This is a genomic window from Micromonospora sp. WMMC264 (assembly GCF_027497275.1).
GTDB classification, from domain to species: Bacteria; Actinomycetota; Actinomycetes; order Mycobacteriales; family Micromonosporaceae; genus Micromonospora; species Micromonospora chalcea.
On the sequence record NZ_CP114907.1, the window covers coordinates 4702919 to 4724583 of the forward strand.

At 73.3% G+C, this 21665-nt stretch carries 24 protein-coding genes; 8 read left to right on the top strand and 16 right to left on the bottom strand.

Going from position 1 to position 21665, the window contains the following annotated elements; translation table 11 throughout:
* Positions 1 to 20 precede the first annotated feature (20 nt).
* The 3 genes from O7542_RS20440 to O7542_RS20450 all read left to right on the top strand — a co-directional run bounded on the left by O7542_RS20440 (position 21) and on the right by O7542_RS20450 (position 3259).
* Positions 21 to 1196, top strand: a complete 1176-nt coding sequence (locus O7542_RS20440; protein ID WP_113971916.1) for an endonuclease — start codon at positions 21 to 23, stop codon at positions 1194 to 1196.
* Positions 1197 to 1312: 116 nt separating this feature from the next.
* The gene (locus O7542_RS20445) at positions 1313 to 2167 is read left to right on the top strand and encodes an aldo/keto reductase (protein ID WP_043330601.1); all 855 of its coding nucleotides are present in this window, start codon (positions 1313 to 1315) and stop codon (positions 2165 to 2167) included.
* Between the two features lie 108 nt (positions 2168 to 2275).
* Positions 2276 to 3259 carry an aldo/keto reductase gene (locus tag O7542_RS20450; protein WP_281605075.1) on the top strand — a complete coding sequence of 328 codons (984 nt, stop codon included), beginning with the start codon at positions 2276 to 2278 and terminating at the stop codon, positions 3257 to 3259.
* 80 nt (positions 3260 to 3339) lie between these two features.
* Here O7542_RS20450 and O7542_RS20455 read toward each other — a convergent pair whose 3' ends face one another.
* Positions 3340 to 4881: a carboxypeptidase-like regulatory domain-containing protein gene (locus O7542_RS20455; RefSeq protein WP_281605076.1), complete on the bottom strand. Its 1542-nt coding sequence runs from the start codon at positions 4879 to 4881 to the stop codon at positions 3340 to 3342.
* A 353-nt stretch (positions 4882 to 5234) separates the two neighbouring features.
* On the opposite strand from O7542_RS20455, the gene O7542_RS20460 reads away from it, so the two are divergent.
* Together O7542_RS20460 and O7542_RS20465 are read left to right on the top strand one after the other, a co-directional pair.
* Positions 5235 to 6248, top strand: coding sequence for an ATP-binding cassette domain-containing protein (locus tag O7542_RS20460; protein ID WP_281605077.1), 1014 nt, complete (start codon positions 5235 to 5237; stop codon positions 6246 to 6248).
* Positions 6245 to 7099 carry an ABC transporter permease gene (locus O7542_RS20465; protein ID WP_043326269.1) on the top strand — a complete coding sequence of 285 codons (855 nt, stop codon included), beginning with the start codon at positions 6245 to 6247 and terminating at the stop codon, positions 7097 to 7099. The genes O7542_RS20460 and O7542_RS20465 overlap by 4 nt, the downstream gene beginning before the upstream one ends.
* 51 nt (positions 7100 to 7150) lie before the next feature.
* Here O7542_RS20465 and O7542_RS20470 read toward each other — a convergent pair whose 3' ends face one another.
* The 5 genes from O7542_RS20470 to O7542_RS20490 form a co-directional block, all read right to left on the bottom strand.
* Entirely contained in the window at positions 7151 to 10360 is a 3210-nt protein-coding gene (locus O7542_RS20470; RefSeq protein ID WP_281605078.1) for an AAA family ATPase, read from the bottom strand.
* A 43-nt stretch (positions 10361 to 10403) separates the two neighbouring features.
* Positions 10404 to 10811 (bottom strand): hypothetical protein, encoded by a 408-nt coding sequence (locus tag O7542_RS20475; RefSeq protein WP_030501892.1) that lies wholly within the window; start codon positions 10809 to 10811, stop codon positions 10404 to 10406.
* Positions 10808 to 11068: a hypothetical protein gene (locus O7542_RS20480; RefSeq protein ID WP_030501893.1), complete on the bottom strand. Its 261-nt coding sequence runs from the start codon at positions 11066 to 11068 to the stop codon at positions 10808 to 10810. Before O7542_RS20480 ends, O7542_RS20475 begins: the two co-directional genes overlap by 4 nt.
* 13 nt (positions 11069 to 11081) lie before the next feature.
* Positions 11082 to 11795: a hypothetical protein gene (locus tag O7542_RS20485; protein WP_064446897.1), complete on the bottom strand. Its 714-nt coding sequence runs from the start codon at positions 11793 to 11795 to the stop codon at positions 11082 to 11084.
* A 138-nt stretch (positions 11796 to 11933) separates the two neighbouring features.
* Positions 11934 to 12245 carry a globin gene (locus tag O7542_RS20490; RefSeq protein WP_281605079.1) on the bottom strand — a complete coding sequence of 104 codons (312 nt, stop codon included), beginning with the start codon at positions 12243 to 12245 and terminating at the stop codon, positions 11934 to 11936.
* 189 nt (positions 12246 to 12434) lie between these two features.
* On the opposite strand from O7542_RS20490, the gene O7542_RS20495 reads away from it, so the two are divergent.
* A complete protein-coding gene (locus O7542_RS20495; protein WP_064446896.1) occupies positions 12435 to 13001 on the top strand; it encodes a snapalysin family zinc-dependent metalloprotease in 567 nt (188 codons plus the stop codon).
* Positions 13002 to 13028: 27 nt separating this feature from the next.
* Here O7542_RS20495 and O7542_RS20500 read toward each other — a convergent pair whose 3' ends face one another.
* The 9 genes from O7542_RS20500 to O7542_RS20540 all read right to left on the bottom strand — a co-directional run bounded on the left by O7542_RS20500 (position 13029) and on the right by O7542_RS20540 (position 18616).
* Positions 13029 to 14117, bottom strand: a complete 1089-nt coding sequence (locus tag O7542_RS20500) for a hypothetical protein (RefSeq protein WP_069087546.1) — start codon at positions 14115 to 14117, stop codon at positions 13029 to 13031.
* Positions 14114 to 15478: a hypothetical protein gene (locus tag O7542_RS20505; protein ID WP_281605080.1), complete on the bottom strand. Its 1365-nt coding sequence runs from the start codon at positions 15476 to 15478 to the stop codon at positions 14114 to 14116. The genes O7542_RS20500 and O7542_RS20505 overlap by 4 nt, the downstream gene beginning before the upstream one ends.
* Complete coding sequence (locus O7542_RS20510; RefSeq protein ID WP_043326275.1) at positions 15475 to 15780, bottom strand: DUF6403 family protein; 306 nt, start codon at positions 15778 to 15780, stop codon at positions 15475 to 15477. Before O7542_RS20510 ends, O7542_RS20505 begins: the two co-directional genes overlap by 4 nt.
* Positions 15781 to 15827: 47 nt before the next feature.
* Complete coding sequence (locus O7542_RS20515) at positions 15828 to 16070, bottom strand: hypothetical protein (protein ID WP_069087547.1); 243 nt, start codon at positions 16068 to 16070, stop codon at positions 15828 to 15830.
* 76 nt (positions 16071 to 16146) lie between these two features.
* Positions 16147 to 17439: an AAA family ATPase gene (locus O7542_RS20520; RefSeq protein WP_281605081.1), complete on the bottom strand. Its 1293-nt coding sequence runs from the start codon at positions 17437 to 17439 to the stop codon at positions 16147 to 16149.
* Between the two features lie 60 nt (positions 17440 to 17499).
* Positions 17500 to 17880 (bottom strand): hypothetical protein, encoded by a 381-nt coding sequence (locus O7542_RS20525; protein WP_281605082.1) that lies wholly within the window; start codon positions 17878 to 17880, stop codon positions 17500 to 17502.
* A gap of 19 nt (positions 17881 to 17899) precedes the next feature.
* Positions 17900 to 18154 (bottom strand): hypothetical protein, encoded by a 255-nt coding sequence (locus O7542_RS20530; protein ID WP_281605083.1) that lies wholly within the window; start codon positions 18152 to 18154, stop codon positions 17900 to 17902.
* On the bottom strand, positions 18147 to 18389 hold the full coding sequence (locus O7542_RS20535; RefSeq protein WP_281605084.1) for a DivIVA domain-containing protein: 243 nt from the start codon (positions 18387 to 18389) through the stop codon (positions 18147 to 18149). Before O7542_RS20535 ends, O7542_RS20530 begins: the two co-directional genes overlap by 8 nt.
* Positions 18386 to 18616: a hypothetical protein gene (locus O7542_RS20540; protein WP_043326291.1), complete on the bottom strand. Its 231-nt coding sequence runs from the start codon at positions 18614 to 18616 to the stop codon at positions 18386 to 18388. Before O7542_RS20540 ends, O7542_RS20535 begins: the two co-directional genes overlap by 4 nt.
* Before the next feature lie 347 nt (positions 18617 to 18963).
* On the opposite strand from O7542_RS20540, the gene O7542_RS20545 reads away from it, so the two are divergent.
* The gene (locus O7542_RS20545; protein ID WP_281605085.1) at positions 18964 to 20352 is read left to right on the top strand and encodes a helix-turn-helix transcriptional regulator; all 1389 of its coding nucleotides are present in this window, start codon (positions 18964 to 18966) and stop codon (positions 20350 to 20352) included.
* Positions 20352 to 20903, top strand: coding sequence for a GNAT family N-acetyltransferase (locus O7542_RS20550; RefSeq protein ID WP_043326293.1), 552 nt, complete (start codon positions 20352 to 20354; stop codon positions 20901 to 20903). Before O7542_RS20545 ends, O7542_RS20550 begins: the two co-directional genes overlap by 1 nt.
* A gap of 325 nt (positions 20904 to 21228) precedes the next feature.
* On the opposite strand, the gene O7542_RS20555 is transcribed toward O7542_RS20550, so the two are convergent.
* Positions 21229 to 21663 carry a very short patch repair endonuclease gene (locus O7542_RS20555; RefSeq protein WP_084789527.1) on the bottom strand — a complete coding sequence of 145 codons (435 nt, stop codon included), beginning with the start codon at positions 21661 to 21663 and terminating at the stop codon, positions 21229 to 21231.
* Between the last annotated feature and the right edge of the window lie 2 nt (positions 21664 to 21665).

Below are 21665 nucleotides of genomic sequence, written 5' to 3' on the forward strand. Positions count from 1 at the left end.
TCCGACTAACATCGCTGATCATGAATATAAAGCGCGTCACCCGCTCGCGATCCGGGCGGCTGATCGCGGCGGTCGTGCTGGCCGTCGCGGTCGCGATCCCGCTCGGCGTGACCGGCGCCGCCTCGGCCGCGACCACACTGACCGTGGCGCAGGCCCTCGCCGCGCAGGACGGCCGGACCGCCACCGTGACCGGCTACGTAATCGGCCAGCCCACCGCCACCAACACGGTGCTCACCTCCGGCTTCACCGCGGACACCGCGATCGCCATCGCCGACCAGGCCGCCGAGACCGGCACCTCCCGGATGCTGTACGTGCAGGTCACGGCCGCCTGGCGGAGCACCTTCGGGCTGCTCGGCAACCCGTCACTGCGCGGGCGGCAGGTGACCGCGACCGGCACGCTGACCGCGTACTTCAGTCACGGCGGGCTGAAGAACCCGAGCGCGATGAGCCTCGGCGGCGGGGCCACGCCGAGCCCTTCCCCGACCCCGACCCCGGCGCCGACCGGCACGCCCGACGCCTACTACGCGGCCGCGGCCGGCAAGACCGGGCCGGCGCTGCGTACCGCGCTGCACGGCATCATCCGGGTGCAGACGAAGCTCAGCTACGACCAGGTGTGGGACGCGCTCAAGGACACCGACCAGGACCCGGCCAACCCGGCGAACGTGATCCTGCTCTACAGCGGACGCTCGCAGAGCAAGACCAGCAACGGCGGCGGTGCGAACGACTGGAACCGGGAGCACGTCTGGGCCAAGTCGCACGGCGACTTCGGCACCGCCACCGGCCCCGGCACCGACGTGCACCACCTGCGGCCGGAGGACGTGTCGGTCAACTCGCTGCGCGGCAACAAGGACTTCGACGCCGGCGGCGGCGCGGTCGCCGAGGCGCCCGGCTGCTACACAGACGCCGACTCGTTCGAGCCGCGCGACGCGGTGAAGGGCGACGTGGCCCGGATGATCCTGTACATGGCGATCCGGTACGAGGGCGGCGACGGCTGGCCGGACCTGGAACCGAACGACTCGGTGTCGAACGGCTCCGCGCCCCGGCTCGGGCGGCTGTCGAAGCTGCTGGCCTGGAACGACCAGGACCCGCCGGACGCCTTCGAGCAGCGACGCAACCAGCGGATCTACGAACGCTGGCAGGGCAACCGCAATCCGTTCGTCGACCACCCGGAGTGGGCCCGGTCGATCTGGGGTTGACGCTCGTCCCCGATGTGAGGAAGCGTGGCGAGCGGGTAGAGACATCCGGTTGGCACGGCCGGGGCGGGCGGCACGGACGCGCCCCGGCTACCGCACGATCGGAGATGAGACTCTTCATGGCCCCCAACAGCGTTCCGGACATCGCGCTCAACGACGGAAACTCCATCCCACAGCTCGGCTTCGGCGTGTTCCAGATCGAACCGAAGGACACCGCCCGGGCGGTCGGCACCGCGCTGGAGATCGGCTACCGGCACATCGACACCGCCCAGATGTACGGCAACGAGGCCGAGGTGGGTCAGGCGCTGCGCGCCTCCGGGCTGGACCGCGGCGAGGTCTTCGTGACCAGCAAGCTGAACAACGGCTTCCACCGCCCGGACGACGCCCGCAAGGCGTTCGAGCAGACGCTGCGGGAACTCAAGTTCGACTACCTCGACCTGTTCCTGATCCACTGGCCGCTGCCCACCCGCTACGACGGCGACTTCGTCTCCACCTGGAAGGTGCTGGAGGAGCTGCGTGACGCGGGCACGGTCCGGTCGATCGGCGTGTCCAACTTCCAGGTCGCGCACCTGGAGCGGCTGGCCGCCGAGGCGGACGTGGTGCCGGCGGTCAACCAGATCGAGGCGCACCCCTACCTCGGCAACGAGGAGGTGCGGGCGTACGACAAGGCGCACGGCATCCTCACCGAGGCGTGGTCGCCGATCGCTCAGGGCGCGGTGCTCGACGACCCGACGGTCGTCGACGTGGCCGAGCAGGTCGGCCGGACCCCGGCCCAGGTGGTGCTGCGCTGGCACGTGCAGCGCGGCGACATCGTCTTCCCGAAGTCGACCACCCCGAAGCGGATCGAGGAGAACTTCGCGATCTTCGACTTCACGCTCGACGACACCGCGATGGAGCGGCTCACCTCGCTGGACCGGGGCGAGGACGGCCGGACGGGCCCGAACCCGGACGAGTTCGACTACATCCCGAGCTGAACCGCCGCACACCGAAGGGCCCCGGGGAACCGGGGCCCTTCGACGTTTGACTTCGCGCGCACTCGAAGGGGCAGGGTGACCGGCAAAGCTCCGACGGGGAGGAAATCCATGCGCTACCGCACCATCGGCACCGACCCTGCGACGCGCCGCAAGGTCAGCGTGCTCAGCCTCGGCGCGATGCTCTTCGGCACCGCCACCGACGAGGCCACCTCGTTCGCCATCCTCGACCGCTACGTGGAGGCCGGCGGCACGTTCATCGACACCTCGGACAACTATGCCTTCTGGCAGAACGGGGGCCAGGGTGGCGAGAGCGAGGAACTGCTCGGCCGCTGGCGGCGCAGCCGCGGGGTCGGCGACGAGGTGGTCATCGCCACGAAGCTCGGTGCCCGGCCACTCGCCCCGGGCACCAGCTACGTGGACAACCCCGAAGGGCTGTCGGCGAAGGTGATCCGCGAGTCCGCCGAACGCAGCCGGGAGCGGCTCGGGCTCGACCGCATCGACCTGCTCTACGCCCACATCGAGGACCACACGGTTGCGCTGCGGGAGACCGTGGAGGGCTTCGCCGAGCTGGTCGCGGAGGGCACCGTCGGGCTGCTGGGCGCCAGCAACCACCGCGCCTGGCGGGTGGAGCGGGCGCGGGCGCTCGCCGCCGCGGCCGGGTTGCCCGGGTACGAGGTGCTCCAGTACCACCGCAGCTACCTGCCCCGGCGTCTCGACGTGCCGAGCGAGCTGGACCGGGACGGGGACGTCGGCTGGGTCGGCCCGGACCTGCTCAGCTATCTGCGGGCCGAGCCGCAGCTCACGCTGGTCGCGTACTCGCCGCTGCTCAAGGGCGCGTACGTCCGGCCGGAACGGCTCGGCGAGGAGTACGCGGTGCCCGCCACCCCGGCCCGGCTGGAGGCGTTGCGGGCGGTGGCCGCCGAGACCGGGGCCACCGTCAACCAGGTGGTGCTGGCCTGGCTGATGGGCGGCGACATCCCGTCGATCCCGCTCGTCGGCTTCTCCTCGGTGGCGCAGCTGGAGGAGAGCCTGGGCGCTGTCGACCTGGAGCTGACCCCGGAGCAGCGGACCCGGCTGGACACGGCGCGCTGACCGGCGCCGGGCCGGGTGGCTCACACGCCACCCGGCCCGTGCCGATCGACCGCTCGTGCCGATCGACCGGATCGTGTCGCTCAGCCGGCCGGGTACCTGTCGACAGCGACGTCGAGCCGCAGGGTGCCGGTGCCCGGCAGGGTCACCTCGGTGGCGTCGGCCGGGCGGGCCGCGCCGTCGAACCAGCCGGCGTAGCTGACGAACGGCGGCGTCCACAGCCAGGCCACGGTGACCGGCTGGGGGCCGAGCACACGCAGCGCGTACTCGCCGTCGCGGTCGGCCGTCCGGCCGATGACCTCACGGGTACGCGCGTTGCGCACCGTCAGCTCGGCGACCACCGGGCGGCCCTCCGGATCGACGAGCCGGCCGGTGACCAGGACGCCTCGCCGCACGGCGAGGTCGTAGACGGTGGTGGCGCCGACCCGGACCGTGACCGGCACGGCCTTGCCCCGCAGGGCGAACCCGCCGGACCACTGGGTGGCGTTGTCGGCGGTGGTGAACAGCAGCGGCCAGGCGTACGGGCCGAGCCAGTCGATCCGGTAGCGGCCCTGCGCGTCCAGTTCCACTCCCCAATCCGGGAAGTCGCCCGTCTCGGGCGCGAGCGTCACGGTGCCGGAGGTCGCCGGCTTGCCGGTGGCCGCGCTGGTCACGGTGCCGGTGACGACACCGGCGCGGTCGAGCCGGATCGGCGGCACGGTGACCGTCTGCCCGGCGCGGAGCGTGACCACCCGGGCCTGCTTCGCGTCACCGGTGCCGCCGGTCGCGCCGACCCACTGCGCGCCGTACGCCGATCCGCCGGCGGGGCGGGCGAACAGGTTCCAGGAGCCGGCCGCGACCAGGCCGACGCGGACGTTCCCGGAGGCGTCGGAGCAGTACCGTCCCGGGTTGGCGGGCAGCTCGCCGGTACCGGCGGGCGCCGGCGTCACGCAGGCCCCGGCGACTGGTGCGCCGGTCGCCGCGTCGACCACCCGGGAGACCACGTTCGCGGCCGGGGTCAGGGCGACCACGGCGGTGCCGCTGCCGTCGGCCAGGACGTTCACCGTGGCGTAGCGGGGCAGGTGGGTGTCGTCCCGGGTGTAGACCCACACCTCCTGCGGGCCGGGGATCAGCGGCGGGACGGTCACCTGGGTGTCGCCGCAGGGATTGCGCCGGGGGTCGAGGAACACGCATACCCCGTCGACCGCGGCGCCGGTGACCGCGTCGCGCGCCCGCAGGGTCGACACGCTGGGCGTGACCAGGCGCTCGGAGACCTCCGTCGTGTCCCCCGCGGACACCCGGACCGTTCCGGCCTGCGCCCAGCTGGTGCGGCCCGGCACCCACTGCCGGAGCACCTCGTCGTCCTGGCCGTCGCTGTACACCGGGGTGACGGCGATCTTGTAGTCGCCGGCCGGCACCTCCACGCTGAGCTGCCCGGACTCGTCCAGCGGCAGCAGGTCCTTGTCGTAGCTGCTGTCGGCTGCGGTCACGGCGACGTTGCCGCCGGCCGGGCTGCCGTCGGTCCCGGTGACGGTCAGGTGGAGCACGCCTGCCGGATCCGCCGCCGCACCGGCGGCGGTGGGTGCGGCGGTGACGGCCAGGGCCGCCACGGCGAGTGCGCCGAGCACTCTTCGGACGATGGACACGGTGGACCCCTCTCGGTTTCAATGCGCTCAAGAGGCGTCCGCGTCACCACAACCAGGGCACGCCCCCCGTGCGTCGGATGCCGGCGCAGCATATGGCAGACGATCGATCGCGCACTGTCCGCGACCGGTCATCCGGCGGACTGCTGCGGGAACGGTCATAACCCCGTCTTTCTCCCGTACCGGGCCGCCGTCGGCCGGGAACCGCCACCGCCAGATCGGATCTGGCGGACCGTCTGGCGCCGAAGAGGTGAGGCCGGCACAACACCACAGCTCCCCGGCCTCGTTGAAACAGGCGATCGGTCCGGCGGCACGCCGTACGCCTGTCGAGACACCGACGAGAGAGGTAGCAATCCATGAGTAACCGGAACACCGGCCTGGCCGTCGAGGCCGAGGGCCTGGTCCGGTCCTTCGGTACGACGCGGGCGCTCGACGGGCTGGACCTGCGGGTCCCCGCCGGCACCGTGTACGGGGTGCTGGGCCCCAACGGCGCCGGCAAGACCACAGCCGTACGGGTGCTGGCGACGCTGCTGTGCCCGGACGGCGGCACCGCCCGGGTCTTCGGCCACGACGTGGTGCGCGACGCCGACGCGGTCCGCTCCCGGGTAAGCCTGACCGGCCAGTACGCCTCGCTGGACGAGGACCTGACCGGCGCGGAGAACCTGATCCTGCTGGCGCGGCTGCTCGGGTTGAGCCGGGCCGGCGCCCGGGACCGCGCCGACCAGCTGCTCGCCGCCTTCGGGCTGACCGAGGCCGCCGGGCGGCAGGTGAAGAAGTACTCCGGCGGGATGCGGCGGCGCATCGACATCGCCGCGAGCATCCTCAACACCCCGGATCTGCTGTTCCTGGACGAGCCGACCACCGGGCTGGACCCGCGCAGCCGCAACCAGGTGTGGGCGATCGTGCGGGCGGTGGTGGCGTACGGCACCACTGTGCTGCTGACCACGCAGTACCTGGACGAGGCGGACCAGCTCGCCGGGCGGATCGCGGTGGTCGACCACGGCCGGGTGATCGCGGAGGGCACCCCGGGCGAGTTGAAGTCGTCGGTCGGATCCGGCAGCGTCCACATCCGGCTGCGCGATCCGGGGCAGCGGCCCCAGGCCGAGAAGGTGCTGCGGGCGGCGCTGGGCGTACCGGTGCAGCTCGACACGGACCCGGTGGCGCTGACCGCCCGGGTCGGCGAGGACGGCACCGACCTGGAGGCGAGCGCGCAGGCCGCCCGCGCGCTCGGTGAGCTGGCCGGCGCCGGCATCGTGGTGGACGACTTCTCCCTCGGCCAGCCCAGCCTGGACGAGGTCTTCCTGGCCCTGACCGACCACCCGGCCGTCCCGGCGGACGAGCGGGACGACGAGCTGGAGGCGGCGCGATGAGCGACACCGCGATCACCACCGGGCGCGCGCCGTCCGTCTACGTCCCGTCCGCCGAGGCGCTCGCCACGGTGCTCGCCCCGGCGGAACGGCCGGCCCGGCCGAGTCCGCTCGCCGCGTCGCTGACGTTCGGCTGGCGGGCCCTGCTGAAGATCAAGCACGTGCCGGAGCAGCTGTTCGACGTGACCGCGTTCCCGATCATCATGGTGCTGATGTTCACGTACCTGTTCGGTGGCGCGCTCGCCGACAGCCCGCGTGCGTACCTGCAGTTCTTCCTGCCCGGCATCATGGTCACGAGCGTCGTGATGATCACCATGTACACCGGGGTCGGGCTGAACAACGACATCGAGAAGGGTGTCTTCGACCGGATCCGTACGCTGCCGGTCTGGCGGCCGGCCGCGCTGGTCGGGATGATCTTCGGGGACGTGCTGCGCTACGTGCTCGCCGCGGTGGTCATCCTCTCGGTCGGGCTGGTGCTCGGCTTCCGTCCCGACGGCGGGCTGCTCGGGGTGCTGGCCGGGATCGGGCTGCTCGTGGTCTTCTCGTTCGCGTTCTCCTGGGTGTGGACGTTCTTCGGCCTGGTGCTGCGCAGCGAGAAGTCGGTGATGGGGGTCAGCATGATGGTGCTGTTCCCGCTGACGTTCCTCAGCAACGTGTTCGTGGAACCGTCCACCATGCCCGGTTGGCTGCAGGCGTTCGTCAAGGTCAACCCGATCACCCACCTGGTCGGCGCGGTCCGCGCGGCGATGGCCGGCTCGATGGACGGCCCGAACACGATGTGGTTGCTGCTCTGGAGCGCCGGTTTCGTGGTCGTCTTCGGCACGCTGACCATGTACCGCTACAACCGCCACTGACCGCCCGCCGGGGTGGCGGGACCCGAACCCGTTACCCCGGCGTACGGCAGGTCAGAGCCGCCAGGACACCGGTTCGGGCGGCAGGTAGCGGCAGGCGCCGCCGGTGGTGACGGACTCGCGCAGATGGGCGGCGAGCGCCGGATGCCGCTGGTCGATGCGCCGCAGCGTGTCCCGGATCCGCCCGGTCACCGCCTTGCGTGCCCGTTCGGCCTGGTCACCGAGGCGGCGGCTGCGCCCGGCCAGCCCGGCGGCGGTCCGCAACTGGTCGAGCAGCGCGGCGCGCTCCGCGTCCAGCGCGGACAGCCGCCGCTCGTCGTGGCGTACGGCGGCCCGGTCGATCTCGTCGTCGAGCCGCCGCAGATGCCGGCGGTAGCGGGCCTTCGCCTCGTCGTCCAGCACCGGGTCGGCGCCGAGGCGGCGGGCCGCGACAAGTTCCGGGCCGGCGGCCGGGTCGAGCAACTCGACGGCGGGCACGTCGGTGCCGGGCCGGCTCAACAGCAGCCGCAGGTCGTGCAGCCCTTTGGCGTCGGGTAGGTGCACCACCACACCGCCGTACCCGAGGCGCCACACCGGCCCGTCCGGGCGGAACTCCGGCGGAGCGGACACCGCCGGGCGAACAGCGGTCAGCGGAGAGACCGCCACCGCCGGAGGGTCCGCCCGGGCGGCGGCCAGCCGGCCGGGCACCTGTCTCATGCCCAGCGCCCGCGCCTCGGCCGCCGTCGCGGCGCGCAGCCGCCGCGCCTCGGCCGCGTCGCCCGGCCCGTCGCGCCCGGTCAGCGCGGCCACCAGCCCGACCCGGGCCAGCACCGACCACGGGCGAGCGCCCAGCCGGTCGGCGGCGTCCCGGGCCGCCGTGTAACCGGCGACCGCGTCGTCCCACCGGCCGTCGGCCGCGTCCACCGCGGCCAGCCACAGGTCGACCGGGCCGGCGATGTCGCAGCCGAACAGCGCGGCCATCCACCGTCCCCGGTGCGGCGCCAGCGCCGCCCGCGCCTCGGCGCACCGGCCCGGGTCGCCGTCCACTGCCGCCGCCTGGGCCCGCAGCCGCAGCCACAGCGGCGACACCGACCGGGGGTACGTGGCGCCGGCGGCCTCGATCCCGGCGGTGAGCCCGCGTACGGCGGCCGGGTCGCCGCGTTCGGCGGCGGTGATCGCCCGGAGCAGCTCGGCCTGCGGGTGGCCGGCGCCCACCTTGTCGAGCAGGGCCTCGGCCTCGGCGACGCGGCCGTAGAGAAGCAGCACCGACCAGCGGATGTGGTGCGTCATGAAGGCGTGGTCGGAGTGTTCCGGCTCGGGGTGGCTCTCCACCTCGGCGAAGCACTCCTCGGCGGTGGCGAGGTCGCCCCGGAACGCGGCGATGATGCCGCTGTCCATGGTGGCCGCCATCCGCTGCCGGGGGACCTCGCCCTGCCGGGCGCCGGCCACGAACGAGGCCAGCTCCCGGTGGTATCCCGGGTCGCCCAGTTCCAGCAGCGCGACCCAGCGCAGCGCGGTGGCCCACAGCTCGGTCTCCCGGTCGCCGCCGCGGCGGGCCACCTCCCGGATCTCGGCGGTCACCTGGGCTCGCTCCTCGGCGGTCCCGAGGCCCCAGGTGGTGTCGTGGCGGGCCCACAGGCTGAACGTGAGCGCCTCGTCGTCGCTGCCGTGCCTCGCGAGCGTCTCGGTGGCGGTGATCAGGTCGGTGACCAGGCTACGCACGGACCGCTGCGGATCCGGCTCGCCGATCAACCGCCGGTACGCCTCGCGGACCAGGTCGTCGGCGTCGAGCCGGCGGCGGGTGGCCGAGTGCCGCCGGTGCGCGGTGAGCGCCACCCGGGTGAGCACGCCCGGGTCGTCGGCCTGCCGGGCCAGCGCGGCGGCCTCGGTCAGCAGCCGCTCGACCTCGTCGGCCGGGCCGATGTGGTGCAGCAGCCCGGCCAGTTCCAGCAGCAGCCGGACCCGCGGGACGGGCTCACCGGGAAGATCGAGCGCCCGCCGGTAGTGCCGGACCGACTCGTCCACGGCGAGCCGGCCGGCCGCGTCCCGGGCGGCTGTGACCAGCAGCTCACCGGCGCGTACCGGGTCCAGCTCGGCGCCGGCCAGCCACGCGTGCCGGGCCAGGTGGGCGGGGCTGAGCGCGCCGGCGAGCGCGCCGGACCTGTCCACGGCGCGGACGACGCTCGCGTGCCGGGCCCGCCGCGCGTCCGCGGCGAGCCCGTCGTAGAGCGTCTCGCGGACCAGGTCGTGCACGAAGACGAACCGCCCGCCGCCCCGGGGCAGCACCAGCCGGGCCGCGGCGGCGCGGCCGAGCATGCGGTCGACCTGGGCGACCGGAGCGGGTACGCAGGCCGCCACCGTCCCCCTGTCGAACTCGTGGCCGAGCACCGCGGCGACGGTGAGCGCCTCGACGACCGGGGCGGTCAACTGGTCGAGCCGGCGGCGCACCACCTCCCGGACGCCGGGCGCGATGGTGTCGGTGAGGCCGTCGGTGTGCCAGAGCCGGGCGGTCTGCTCGACGAAGAACGGGTTCCCGCCGGTGCGCCGGTGCACCTCGGCGACCAGGTCGGCGCCCGGCTCGCGGCCGGCGGTGCGGGTCATCAGGGCGGCTACGTCGTCCCGGCCGAGGCCGGTGAGCGTGACCGTGGTGGCCTTCGCGCTCAGCGGCACCAGCAACGGGCGCAGCGGATGCTCGCCGGACTCGACCTCGGCGTCCCGGTAGGTGCCGACGAACAGCAGCCGCTCGAACCAGGTGTGCCGGGTGACGAACTGGAGCAGCCGGACCGACGCCGGGTCGGCCCAGTGCAGGTCGTCGAGGACCACCACGACCGGCCGGTGCTGCGCGACGGCGACGAGCGCCGCGGTCACCGCGTCGTGCCTGTCGAACTCGGCCCGGCCGCCGTCCCCCGCCTCGTCGCCGTCGTCCCCCGCTTCGTCGCCCTCTCCGGCGGGGCGCTCGCCGAGCAGCGCGGCCAGCCCGGCGTCGACCGCTTCGCGGGCGCCGGACGGGTCGTCGGCGAAGCGGGCCAGCCGGCGCAGCACCTGGACCCAGGGCCAGTAGTCGGGGGCGGTGTCGGAGTCCCAGCACGCGGCGCCGAGCACGAGCGCGCCGCTTCGGCGGGCCTCGTCGGCGGCGGCCGAGACCAGTGTGGTCTTGCCGATGCCCGGCTCGCCGGTGACCAGGGCGAGGCCGCCGTGGCCCGCGGTCAGCCGGGCCACCTCGGCGCGCAACAGCGCCGCGGGGTGTTCCCGCCCGATGATCTGCTCGCCGAACCGCGGCTCCATGACCTCCCGACGCTAGTCGAGGGGTCCGACAAGACGACAGCGATCAGGTCCGCGCGTCGGTCACCACGTGCGCGCACGCCGGGCACGCCGACGGCCCCTGCTCGGCGAACCACCGGCAGGTGCGCCGGATGGCGCACTTCGGCAGCGCCTCCTCGGCGGGCGGGGCGGTCTCGGCGTACGAGGCGGCCATCCGCGCGCCCAGCCCGCAGTGCGAGCCGGTCCAGAAGCCGCAGGACGAGGTGACGCACGGACCGGCGAGCCGGACCCGTGCCTCGACCGGCTCGTCGGAGTCGCCGAGCCCGGCGAGCGCCACCTCGGCCGGTACGGCCGGGGTCACGTAGGCCACCCGGCCCGCCGGAGTGATCATGCCCAGGAACACCGTGGCGTTCGACGCCGGGGTGCTCGGGCACATCCGCTCCGGCGCGCCGGCCGGCCGGGCGGCGTCGGTCACCGCTGGATCCAGAACCCGATGTCGTTGATCTTCTGCCCGAGGTCCTGGGCGAACGGGCCGTCGATGACCCAGAGCCCGTACCACTCGGGGCGCAGCTTGATGTTGCCGTGGCCGACGGTCAGCGGGTTGGTCAGTTTCGCGTCGGCGGTACGCAGGGCGGCCAGGCCGGCCTTCTGGATCTCCGCGGCGATCAGCGTCTGCTGCTCGGCGCTCAGGTCGACACCGTCGACCACGAAGCGGAACTCGTTGCGGGCCATGTGCTTCCTCCGGTCACTCGTACGATTCGGTGCCCAGCCCGCGACGCAGGCTGGTTCGGGTGAAGGCCGCCCAGCCGGCGTGCGAGGCGGCGTCGGTGCGTTGCCCGGCGCGGGCGAGCACCCGGGCGGCGTGTTCCGCCCAGCGGCCGGGGGTGGCCGCGGCGTCGCCCCACAGTTCGCGGCAGGCCGCGACCGCGAAGGCGACCTGCTCCGGCGCGCCGGTGAACCCGGCCGGTCCGTCGGCGACCCGGATCGTGCCGTCCGGCCGGACCCGCACGTCCGGGAAGTGGTGGTGCAGGCTGGCCAGCGTGGCCAGGTGGGTGGCGTCGCGCCGGCCGGCGGCGAACCCGGCGTGCAGCTCGTCGTCGCGGCGGTGCCGGATCGCGTGCAGCACCAGCGCGTCGCCGGCCGGCTCGACCCGGGCGACCACGTGCACCGGCGTACTCCAGGCCGGCGGCGAGTTCGCCGACCAGAAGGCGAGCCAGGCGGCGAGCCGGGCGTGGAAGTCGGTCTGGACGCCGACCGCGGGCGCGGAGCCGTCGGGCGCGCGCAGCGCGGCGGTGGCGATGCGGTCCCGGGCGATCAGCGGTGTCGCGGGACGGGCGGGAGCCGCCGCGGCGGCGGCTCCGGTGGAGGCGACGGCCAGGCCGGTCACTGTGACCGCCGAGGCTGCCGCCGCGCCGGCGAGCAGTCGCCGGCGGTCGAGCGGGTGTCCGTTGTCGTTCATCGTCGGCCCTTCGTCGACGGCAGTGGCCCGACGTTATCGACCGGAAGCGATCAGAAAAACACCCCGCGTGACGGGAGGTTGACAGGAAAACCGGGGATTCCCGGCGGCGTGAACGACCATTCCTGTGCTGGTGGGCGATCAGGCGCGCAGCAGTCCGGCGACGGCCCGCTGGGCGTCCACGAGCGCGGTCGGCGGCAGGTCGAGCGTCCAGAGCGCGGCGGCCAGGTAGTCCAGGACGCGCCAGCGCTGCTCCTCGCTCAACGGCGGTCGCCGCGCGCCGCCGAGGACCGGCCCGCCGTCCGGGCCGGTGCCGCCGGGGCTGCGCCACACACCGCCGAGCGCCGCGTCCAGCCGGTCGGTGAGCAGCGCCGCGAGCCGGCGGCGGTCGACCCCGATCAGGTACGGGGCCAGTTCCGCGTCCGCCGCGATCAGCCGCAGCCAGCGGTGCACCGCCTCGCGTACGGCGACCGGGCCGAGCCGGTCGCGGCTCGCGGGGACAGGTCACCAGCTCCGTGGTCCGCACGACAAGGGGTACGGATGATCGAGCCCGGTCAGTTCACCGCGACACTTGATATCGATGGATACCAATCTATAGGCTGGCGGCGTTCCGCTCACCCCCCATCCCAAGGAGTGTGAACCATGCGTAAGCCCAAGCTGTCCCGGATCCTCGCCACCCTCGCGGCCGCGACGCTGGCAGCGCTCGGCGCGGTAGCCGTCAACCCGGCTCCGGCCTCCGCCGCCGTCCGCAACGTCTGCTACAACATCAGCCAGGCCGGCCCGTTCGCCAACACGGCGGTGCAGGCGGCGGCGATCTGGAACAACTACACGAACAACATCAACATGGCCCAGTGCGGGTCCAACCTGCGGATCACCTACACCTACGGCGGCGGCTCGTACGCCCAGCGCACCAGCCTCGGCAACGGCCGCGTGGTGATCGACTACAACCAGGCCCAGCAGTACTCGGCACTGCGCATCATGACGCACGAGATCGGCCACATCCTCGGCCTGCCGGACAACTACAACGGCAACTGCGCCATCCTGATGTCCGGCGGCAGCGCCGGCACGAGCTGCACCAACCCGTACCCCAGCTCCGCCGAGGCATCCCGGGTCGACTCGCTGTTCGGCTTCGCGGCCCGCAGCGCGACGCCCGCCCAGGTCTTCACCGGCAGCTGGCCGGCCGCCGCGACGGTGGGCGCCCAGCGCTGACGACGCAGTGACGACGGGGTCGGCGGGTCACCGCCGGCCCCGTCCGCGCGTCCGGCCCTTCCCCGGCGCGCCGGCCGCCGTCCGGCCCGGCCGCCCGCCCGCCGACCTGCCGGCGCTCCCGGCCGGCGGCTTGTCCTGCTTGCGGCCACCCGCGCGATCGGCGCCCCGCCCGGACGCGGCGTCGTCGGCCAGAGCCGCCGCGCGGCGGTTCAGCTCCTCGACCCGCTCCCGGAGCCGGCGCAACGCCCCGGCGTCGTCGTCCACCTCGGACACCTCGTCGAGCAGGCCGACGTAGTCGGCGGCCAGCCGCCGGTGCGCCGGCGCGGCCGGACCGGCGTACCCGTCCAGGTCGATGATCTGCTGGGCGAGCACAGCGGTGGCGGCGCCGAGCGCGGCCCGTTCGTCGGCGCGCGCGTCCCGCCCGGCCCGGCGCGCGTCGGCCAGGCGACCGGCCCGACGACCGCCGAACCAGAGCACCGCCGCGCCGGCCACCACGCCGGTCACCGCGCCACCGGCCAGCAGGTACCGGGGCAGCGACGGGCTGATGGTACGAGCGCCGTCCGGCACCAGACCGGCCCGGACCAGCCGGTCGTAGTTGAGCACGATCACCTTCAGCGCCTCGACCGGCCGGTCCACGAACGCGTCGGCGCCCCGGCCGATGGTGGTCTCGGCGACCACGGCCCGGCCGAGGTCCTTGGCGCCGTCGCCACCGAGCCGGGAGCAGCCGTAGGTGTCCCAGTCCTCGCCGTCGCGGCTCATCGCCAGCACCAGCGTGCCCTGGGCGGCGCGCTTCGTGTCGGCGCACGCCTCGCGCAGGTCGGCGCCCGGCTCCATGATCAGCACCACCAGCCGCCGGTTGCCGATGACCCGCTCGGCGGCGGCCCGGTCCAGGTCCACCCCGGGAGCGGCGTAGACCGACGAGACGCGCACCTGCCGCGCGACCGGCCCGTCCAGGATGCCGCCGGACCACAGCGCCCAGCCGGCCAGCGCCAGGCAGGCGAGCGTCGCCCGGCCGAAGGCGGTGCCGACCAGGCGGCCGAGCAGCCGGCGCGGACCGGTCGCCGCCGCGCCGCGCCGGGCGGGCACCCGCGCGGGCCGGGTCGCGACGCCGCTCACGACAGCCTCGCCCGCAGGTAGACGTCCGGCCGGTAGCCGGGCATCCGCACGTCCCGGGCCACGTCGTCCAGCTCGGCCGCCGCGTCGGCCAGCAACTCGCGTACGTGCCGGTCGGGCAACCCCTCGCCCAGCGCGTCCCGGGCCGCCCGCAACCGGCCCACGCCCCGCACCAGCGCCGGGTCGGTGCGGGCGTCGGTGAGCAGCGACAGCTCCACCGCCAGCGCGGAGAGCCCGGCCAGCCGGGCCGGCGTACCGCCCGGACCGACGTCGGCCGGACGGCGACCGCTGCCCCGCACGGTACGGATCGACAGCGCCACGAAACCGGCCACGCAGGCGGCGAAGATCCAGGGCAACGCCGGCAGCGCCACCCGCAGCGGGTCGAACGGCCGGTACGGCAGCGGACGGTCGAACAGCCCCGCGTACCGCACGTCGGTCACCTGGCCCAGGTACGTGGCGAGCACGTTCTGCTGCGGATAGGCGTACCGGCCGAGCCGGCTGCCGAACTGGGCGTAGAAGCTCGCGCCGGCCACCTCGGCGAACTCCGCCGCACTCGGACCGTGGTACTCGATCCAGTCGCCGTACATCACCAGGAGCGGCTGATCCGGGGCGAGCCGGTGCAGCGCCGGCCCGTACGCGGGCAGCGGCTCCCCGTACGGCTGCGCGGGCAGCACCACGAACCAGGCCCCGTCCGGGAACGCGCTGCTCGCCGCCTTCTCCGGCAGCTTGGTCAGCGTGGCGCCGGGGCCAACGTACCGGCCGGTGGCGCGCAACGCGGCCACCATCGGTGCCAGCTCCGGACCGGTCGGTTCCCGCCAGCGCAGGTCGTCGCGGTCCGGCGGGGTCGGCTGGTCGTGCAGCGTCGCCAGCAGCGTGAGCAGCGGGCCGGTCACGTCACGGGTGGCGAACCGGGCCCGCCAGCCCGGCAGGTCGTCCGGCGAAGCCACGTAGAGCCCGCCGCTGACCTCGGTGCCGACGATCCGGATCTCGGCGTTCTCCACGTCCTTGACCCGGCGGCGTTCCGCCTCGTCCAGACCGGGCGGGGCGACCAGGATCCGGGTGCCCCGGTCACCGATGGCCGCCCGTACCCGCTGCTCGTCCCAGCGCGCGACCGCCCCGGGCAGCCGCACCACGGGTTCGGCCGCGACCAGCGCCGTCATCTCCTCGACCGACGGGACGCTCGCGTCGCTCAGCTCCCCGGCCGACCCCTCCTGCGGCAGCGCGCCCGCCGACGGGGACCGCCCGTAGCTGACCTCCACGCTCTGCCGCTGCGCCCCCAGGAACACCACGAGCACTGCCGCCGCGGCGGCCAGCAGCGACCAGCGCACCAGATCCCGGCGTACCGGCAGCTTCGGCGCGGTCACCGGCCGGCCCGCCACAGCTCGTCGGCCCGGCGGGCGTGCTCGGCCGCGGCCCGGGCCGCGTCGGCGCCACCCCGGGCGGCGGCGAGCATCTCGGCCCGGGCCAGCAGCCGCTCCGCCTCCGGCACCGCCGTCGGGGACGCGTCCCGGCTCACGGTGGCGTCGTGGATCGCCGCCCGCGCCGAGGACCAGGCGACGCGCCGGCCCTGCGCGCGGGCGCGTCGCCGGGGCAGCAACGCGGCGAGGAACCCGGCCGCCAGGGCCACCACGCCCCCACCCAGCCAGGGCAGCACACTCGCGGTCATGATCCCTTCCTAACGCACCGCCGCCAGCGGCGCGCGCCGAGGTACGCCTACGACGACGAATAGCCCTCGTTGAACCCCTCGATGAACCCGCCCGCGAACCCGGACGCGACACAGCCGGCACAGCAGAGGATCACCAGCAGCGCCGGCACCGCCACCCACAGGACGATCGCCCACCTGTTCGTCGGCTGCTCCGGCTGCGGCGCGTACGCCTGCGGCGGGTACTGCGGGTACTGCGGCGGCGGGTACTGCTGCTGGTACGGATCCTGCTGATACGGGTCGTGAGGGTACATCCGGCCATCGTGCCCACCGCCCTCCACCGCCCGGAAGATCCGTTCGGTTCGCCGGACATGCCACGACGGCCCGTCGTCACGCCCGGTGCGCGTCCAGGTGGGTCAGCACCGTCTGGTTGGCCTCCCAGCCGTCCGGGAACTTCACCGGCACGTCCAGGTGCACCCGCTCGGTCGACGGGTACGCGTCGAGCAGCTCACCGATCCCCGCCCGGGCCACCACGACGCAGGCGTGCCGGTGCCGCGACGCCAGCACGCACAGCCGCCCCGACTCCAGGTGGAACGCGGTCGCGTCCCGCCGGCCGGAGAGCGGGTGCAGCACTATCGTCACGTCGTACTCCCGGCCCTGAAGCCGGTTGGCGGTGTCCACGGTGATGCCCGCCCCGGCCGTGCCCAGCCGGGACCGGATGGCCGCGACCTGGTCGCGGTGCGCGGCCCCGACGGCGATCCGGTCCGCGGTGACCGGCGCGCCACCCGGCGCTGCTTCGCTCACCGCCACCGCGCCGCGCGCCAGCACCCGCAACGCCAGCTCCGCGCAGGCCGCGGCGGCTTCGGCATCGGTACGCACGGTGTGCCGGGCCGGCAGCTCGTGCAACGCCCAGCCGGTCGCGGCGGCCACCTCCACCGAGGCGTCGTAGGCGTCCCCCGGACCCGGCTCGGTGAACGTCAGCACCCGGTCGGCCGGCCCGGTGCCGGCCCGGAACCCGGTGAACGGGTAGAACGCGGCGGACACCACCGGCGCGGCCGAGTCGGGCAGCCGCCACGACACCGGCAGCCGGTGCACCGGCAGCTCCGGGTTGTGCCGCAGCAGCGTGGCCACCGCCGACTGCATCGGATCCCAGGTCAGCCCGGTCCAGCGGAACGTCTCAACTGTGGAGAACGGATCGAGCTGCCCGGGGTCGCCGACGAACAGCGCCCGCTCGAACCGCCCCGCCACGCGCAGCAGCGCGTCCGCGCGCATCTGGTACGCCTCGTCCACGATCGCCCACGGCCAGCTCCCCTCGGTGACGGTGGCCCACTTGGCCGCCGTACCGATGGTGACCGCCGGGCCGCCCAGATCGGCGACCTTCGCCGCGACCCGGACCGCCGGATGCCCGGTGACCCGCTCGGTGGGCCGGTAGTCGGTCGCGGAGAGCCGCCCGACGCGCAGCTCCGGGGCCCTACGGCCGAGCCGGTCAATGAGGTCGTCGACCTGCTCGTTGGTCTGCGCCACGATCATCAGCGGGTCGCCGGTGGCGGCGATCTCGACAGCGGCGCGGACCACGAGGGTGGACTTCCCGGCGCCCGGCGGCGAGTCCACGACGACGCCGCGGTGCGCCCCCTCCCGGAGGTCCCGCAGCACCCGTTGGATCACCTGCTCCGCTTCGTGCAAGGAAGGGCCCCCTTTTAACGTCTCCGGTAGAGGCGGGGCCCCTTCTTAACACGCGCCGCCTCAGCGAGCCTTCGGCACCTGCCGGTTGAAGCGGGGACGCAACGCCAGGACCAGCGCGTCCTTCGTACTCTCGGGGTGGTCGGTCTCCAGCCAGCGGACCTCGCGCCGCCCCAGCCACCCGGCGATGTCGTCGCGGGTCGCGGCCTGGCCCGGGGTGTCGAGGAGCTGGCCGACCTGGTCATGCAGGACCGACGAGTCGCGGTTGCCGGTGAGGTGCTGCCGCAGCCGGGAGCGCAGGTTACCGGTGTAGCCGACGTAGACCACCACGCCACCGTCGAGCACCAGGTGCACGCCGGGCGCGGCCGGCGCGTCGGCGACGACCGCCATCGTGTACGGGCGGGGCGACGTGAACTCGGCGAGTAGTTCTTCGGTGTCCAGCACGGCGGGGACGGTACCGGCGTCAGCGCGGCTCCGTCGCCCCGCACGACCCGCCGTGACCGTTCCGCAGCCCACAGCGTCCACCGTCGGGCAGCCGCACGTCGCACCAGACCCGGTGCCGCAGGTGCTGGGCGTCCTCCTCGCTGAGCGTGGTCTCGCCGAAGTCCACGGCGTCCAAGTGCCCGAGCGACCGGGCGAGCGCGGCGGCCAGCTCGGCGGCGGCGTCCCGGATAGTCAGCGTGGTCGGCAGGTGGATGATCCAGCGCGGCTCAGTCATCGTGGCCGCGTCGCCGGCACCCGTTGTGGCGGGACTGCCACTGCCGCAACGCCTGACGGACCCGCTCCGACTCGGTGCGCGCGGTGGTCAGCTCCCGGTGCAGGCGGTCCATCTCGTCGGCGACCCGGCACAGGTAATCGCGTACCTGCGCCGGGTCCAGCCCGCGCCAGCGGGTGTCGAAGACGGCGCTGCGCACCTGGTACGCCTGCACCCGCTCCCCGGTCACGTAGATCACAACGCCACCATCCCGGCCGCCACGGCCTCGTCGGGCAGCCCGGCCGCGGCGAGCGTCGCCCTCCCCCACCGGGCCAGCCGGCAGGGGTACGGGACGCGCTCGCTGCGACACAGCGGTCCCTGCGGCCAGTGCTCGGGAACGTGTACGCGCACGGCCAGCGCGGCGACGAGCAGATCCTCGTCGGTGACCGGGGTGAGGACGGGAAAGTCGGCGAGTACGGCGGACATCGGCTGGCGCCTCCGGGTCGGTTCTCGTGGAGTGGCACCGGAGCGGGCGGGGACGGCGGGAGCCACGATCGGGGGACGCGGTGCCACCGGAGCCCGGCACCCGCCCCGGGCCATGCGCCGACTCTCGGTCCCTCCCGGCAGGAGCCGCATGCCGTGGTGATCGTGGCTGTCATGCACACAACGCATACGCTCGGTCACCGCCGCGAGACATCCGGCGATATGCGCGGTGCGTATACCAGGCCGCTCCGGAACGGGTTGAATGGCTAGGCTCGACTTCGGACACAGGTTCTCCGCGAACGGCGAGGTTGCCGGTGACACCTGCGAACTGCCCCCGCTGCGGCGGGCGCTTGGCGCGCGACAACGACACGGGGCGCTGCGCGCCCTGTCAGGCCGCCGAGCGCGACCGCCTCAGCACGCCGCCCGCCGTGCCCGACTCGTTCTGGGACCATGAGCCGCTCCGGGCGGCGCTGGCCGGACGGCACCTCGGGCAGGTGATCCGGGCGTACCGACACCACCCGTACCACGGGCGGAGCCCGCTGCCGCAGAGCGTCGTCGCGGGGTGGCTGGGGATCACGCAGGCGCAGTTGAGCCGGATCGAGAACGGCCCAGCCCTGGTGCATCTCGACCGGCTGGCGCACTGGGCGACCGTGCTCGGCATCCCGCCTCCACGCCTCTGGTTCGCGCTACCTGGTCAACCCACACCTATCGTGGTCTCAAACACGAGCATCGAAGAAGGTGGTAGTACGAATCGCCGGCGATTCAACGCCCTGGCCGCGCTGGCTGGCATTCAGGCAAGTGACGTCCTCAACCTGCTGAACACAAGCGCCGGACCGCCGTCACATCTGGGCATGGAGCAGGTCCGGTACGCGGCCTCACTGGTTGATCAGTTCCGCGTAGCGGATGCGGCAGTGGGTGCGGACGCGATCTGCGATATCGCTATGCACGTACACGATCGCCTGTCCACGTGCGCGGCAACGGCCGCTTACGGCCGTTCGGTGGGCGAGGCATTACAGAGCGCGCTGGCCGAACTTGCGATCCAGGCGGCCTGGCTTGCCATCGACTCCGACCGGCGGACCGAGGCGAGGCCCTACTTGAACGAGGCCATCACGCGAGCCCGTATCGCGGATGACTCACGGGCCGAAGTACGTGCTCTGGCCTGCATGTCGCTGTTACTACGTCAGGATCGTCCGGCCGAGGCGGTGCACTGCGCCGAGGCTGCCTTACGAACCGCTGCCGGCTGGGCCACTCCCCGCTTGACCACTCTTCTGCACCTCCGCTCAGCCCACGCGCATGCCGCTCTCCGGGATGCCTTCGGCTTCGATCGCGAGATGACCAAGGCACGGCGGGCCTTCGACGGCGGCAGCCACGATGACGACCTTCCGTTCCTCTCCTTTGTCAGCGAGCAGGAGGTCAGCGGCATCCAGGGCCTCGCTTACCTCGAACTCGACCGGCCGGACCGTGCTGCCGCCTGCTTCCGCACAGCCACGTCCGGTCCAGCCAACGCCTACCGTCGCAACCGTGTCCACTACATGGTTCAGCTCTCGCGCGCGTTGGTCAGGCAAGGGGAGATAGGTGGTGGCGCCGGAGCCGGGTTCAGCGTGCTGTCGGAGCTTGGTCGGGTGCGATCCGGGCGGACGCTTCGGGTGCTTTCCGAGGTCCGCTGCAGTCTGACGGCCCATCGAATGGTGCCGGAGGTACGGCAGTTTGTTGATGCCTATAACGGGACGCTGGTTTGATGGTGGACAAACTGCGACTGCGTCACCACACGGCCGCAGAGGCCGAAGTGCTGGTGGACCAGCTTGTCGACGTGTACCTCGACGCGCACGCCGACGACGGTCCGCGTTACACAGCCGAGCGGTACGAACAGCAACTCGCGGCGCACATGCTCAGGGAAGGCTGGGAGCTGGTAACGGCCCGAGCCGATGACGAGCTGGTTGGCTATATCTACGGATTTCCGCTCGCCGCCGATACACGTTGGTGGGACGGCATTCATGAGCCAGTACCGGACGGCTTCACGGACGAAGACGGGCACCGGACTTTCGCGGTCTGCGAATTGCTGGTGCGGCGCTCGTGGCAACGCCGGGGGATCGCCCGGACACTCCACGACCGGCTCCTGAGCACGCGGCGGGAACGACGCGCCACGCTGCTCGTACGGCCCGACAACGCCCCTGCCCAGCGCGCGTACGACTCCTGGGGATGGCAGCCGGCCGGCCGGCTGCAGCCCGCGCGGGATGGCGCACCGCTGTTCGAGGTCCGCACCAAGCCCATCGGGCCAGCGCGTCGATGAGGTATCCCGGAGACCGTGTCGATGATCTGACAGACGGCGGACGAAGTCCCTGACACCTACCGATTGCACTAACGCATTGGCTTTCGCGTGGCCTTTATCGCGACTAGTGCCTCGTCATGCATCCTTGAATGGTAATCGGGGTGACGGATCTTGGAGTTGGTGGCGAATCCGGTCTTGGACCGGACGCGCTGGTTGCACTAGCGGATGTGGGCACCGACCGCGGCGTACCGGCCAACACCTCGCACCACGAGTATTGGGGACAGCCTGCCGGAGGATCCTCAGAATCAGCGGATTTCACGATCAACGTTCCAGGACGAGGCACTAGCTAGGGCCGTCGTGCTCGGACTGCGTCGGTGATCCTTTCCGCGGCAAGCTCAACATCATCATGTTCCCACACGGTGATTAATAGCCAGCCAGCTTGCTCAAGCTGCTGACGGGTCTGCCGGTCGCGATTCATATTCCTGGCGAGCTTGTCATGCCAGTACTGGCTATTCGCCGATGGTCGACGGTGATGTTCGGGGCAGCCGTGCCAAAAACAGCCATGGACCTCAACGGCGACGCGAGCCGGCCTGAAAACGATGTCGATCTTCCGACGCAGATCGGGTAGCGGATGGGCGCAGACGCGGTAACGCAACCCTTTGGCGTGAAGGGCTCGCCGCAGCGCCATCTCTGGCGTGGTGTTGCGACTGCGATTGCCCTGCATGGCACGTCGGGTCGCGGGGCTGGATGCCCAGGATGCTTCTGGTATACCCCTCACCATCT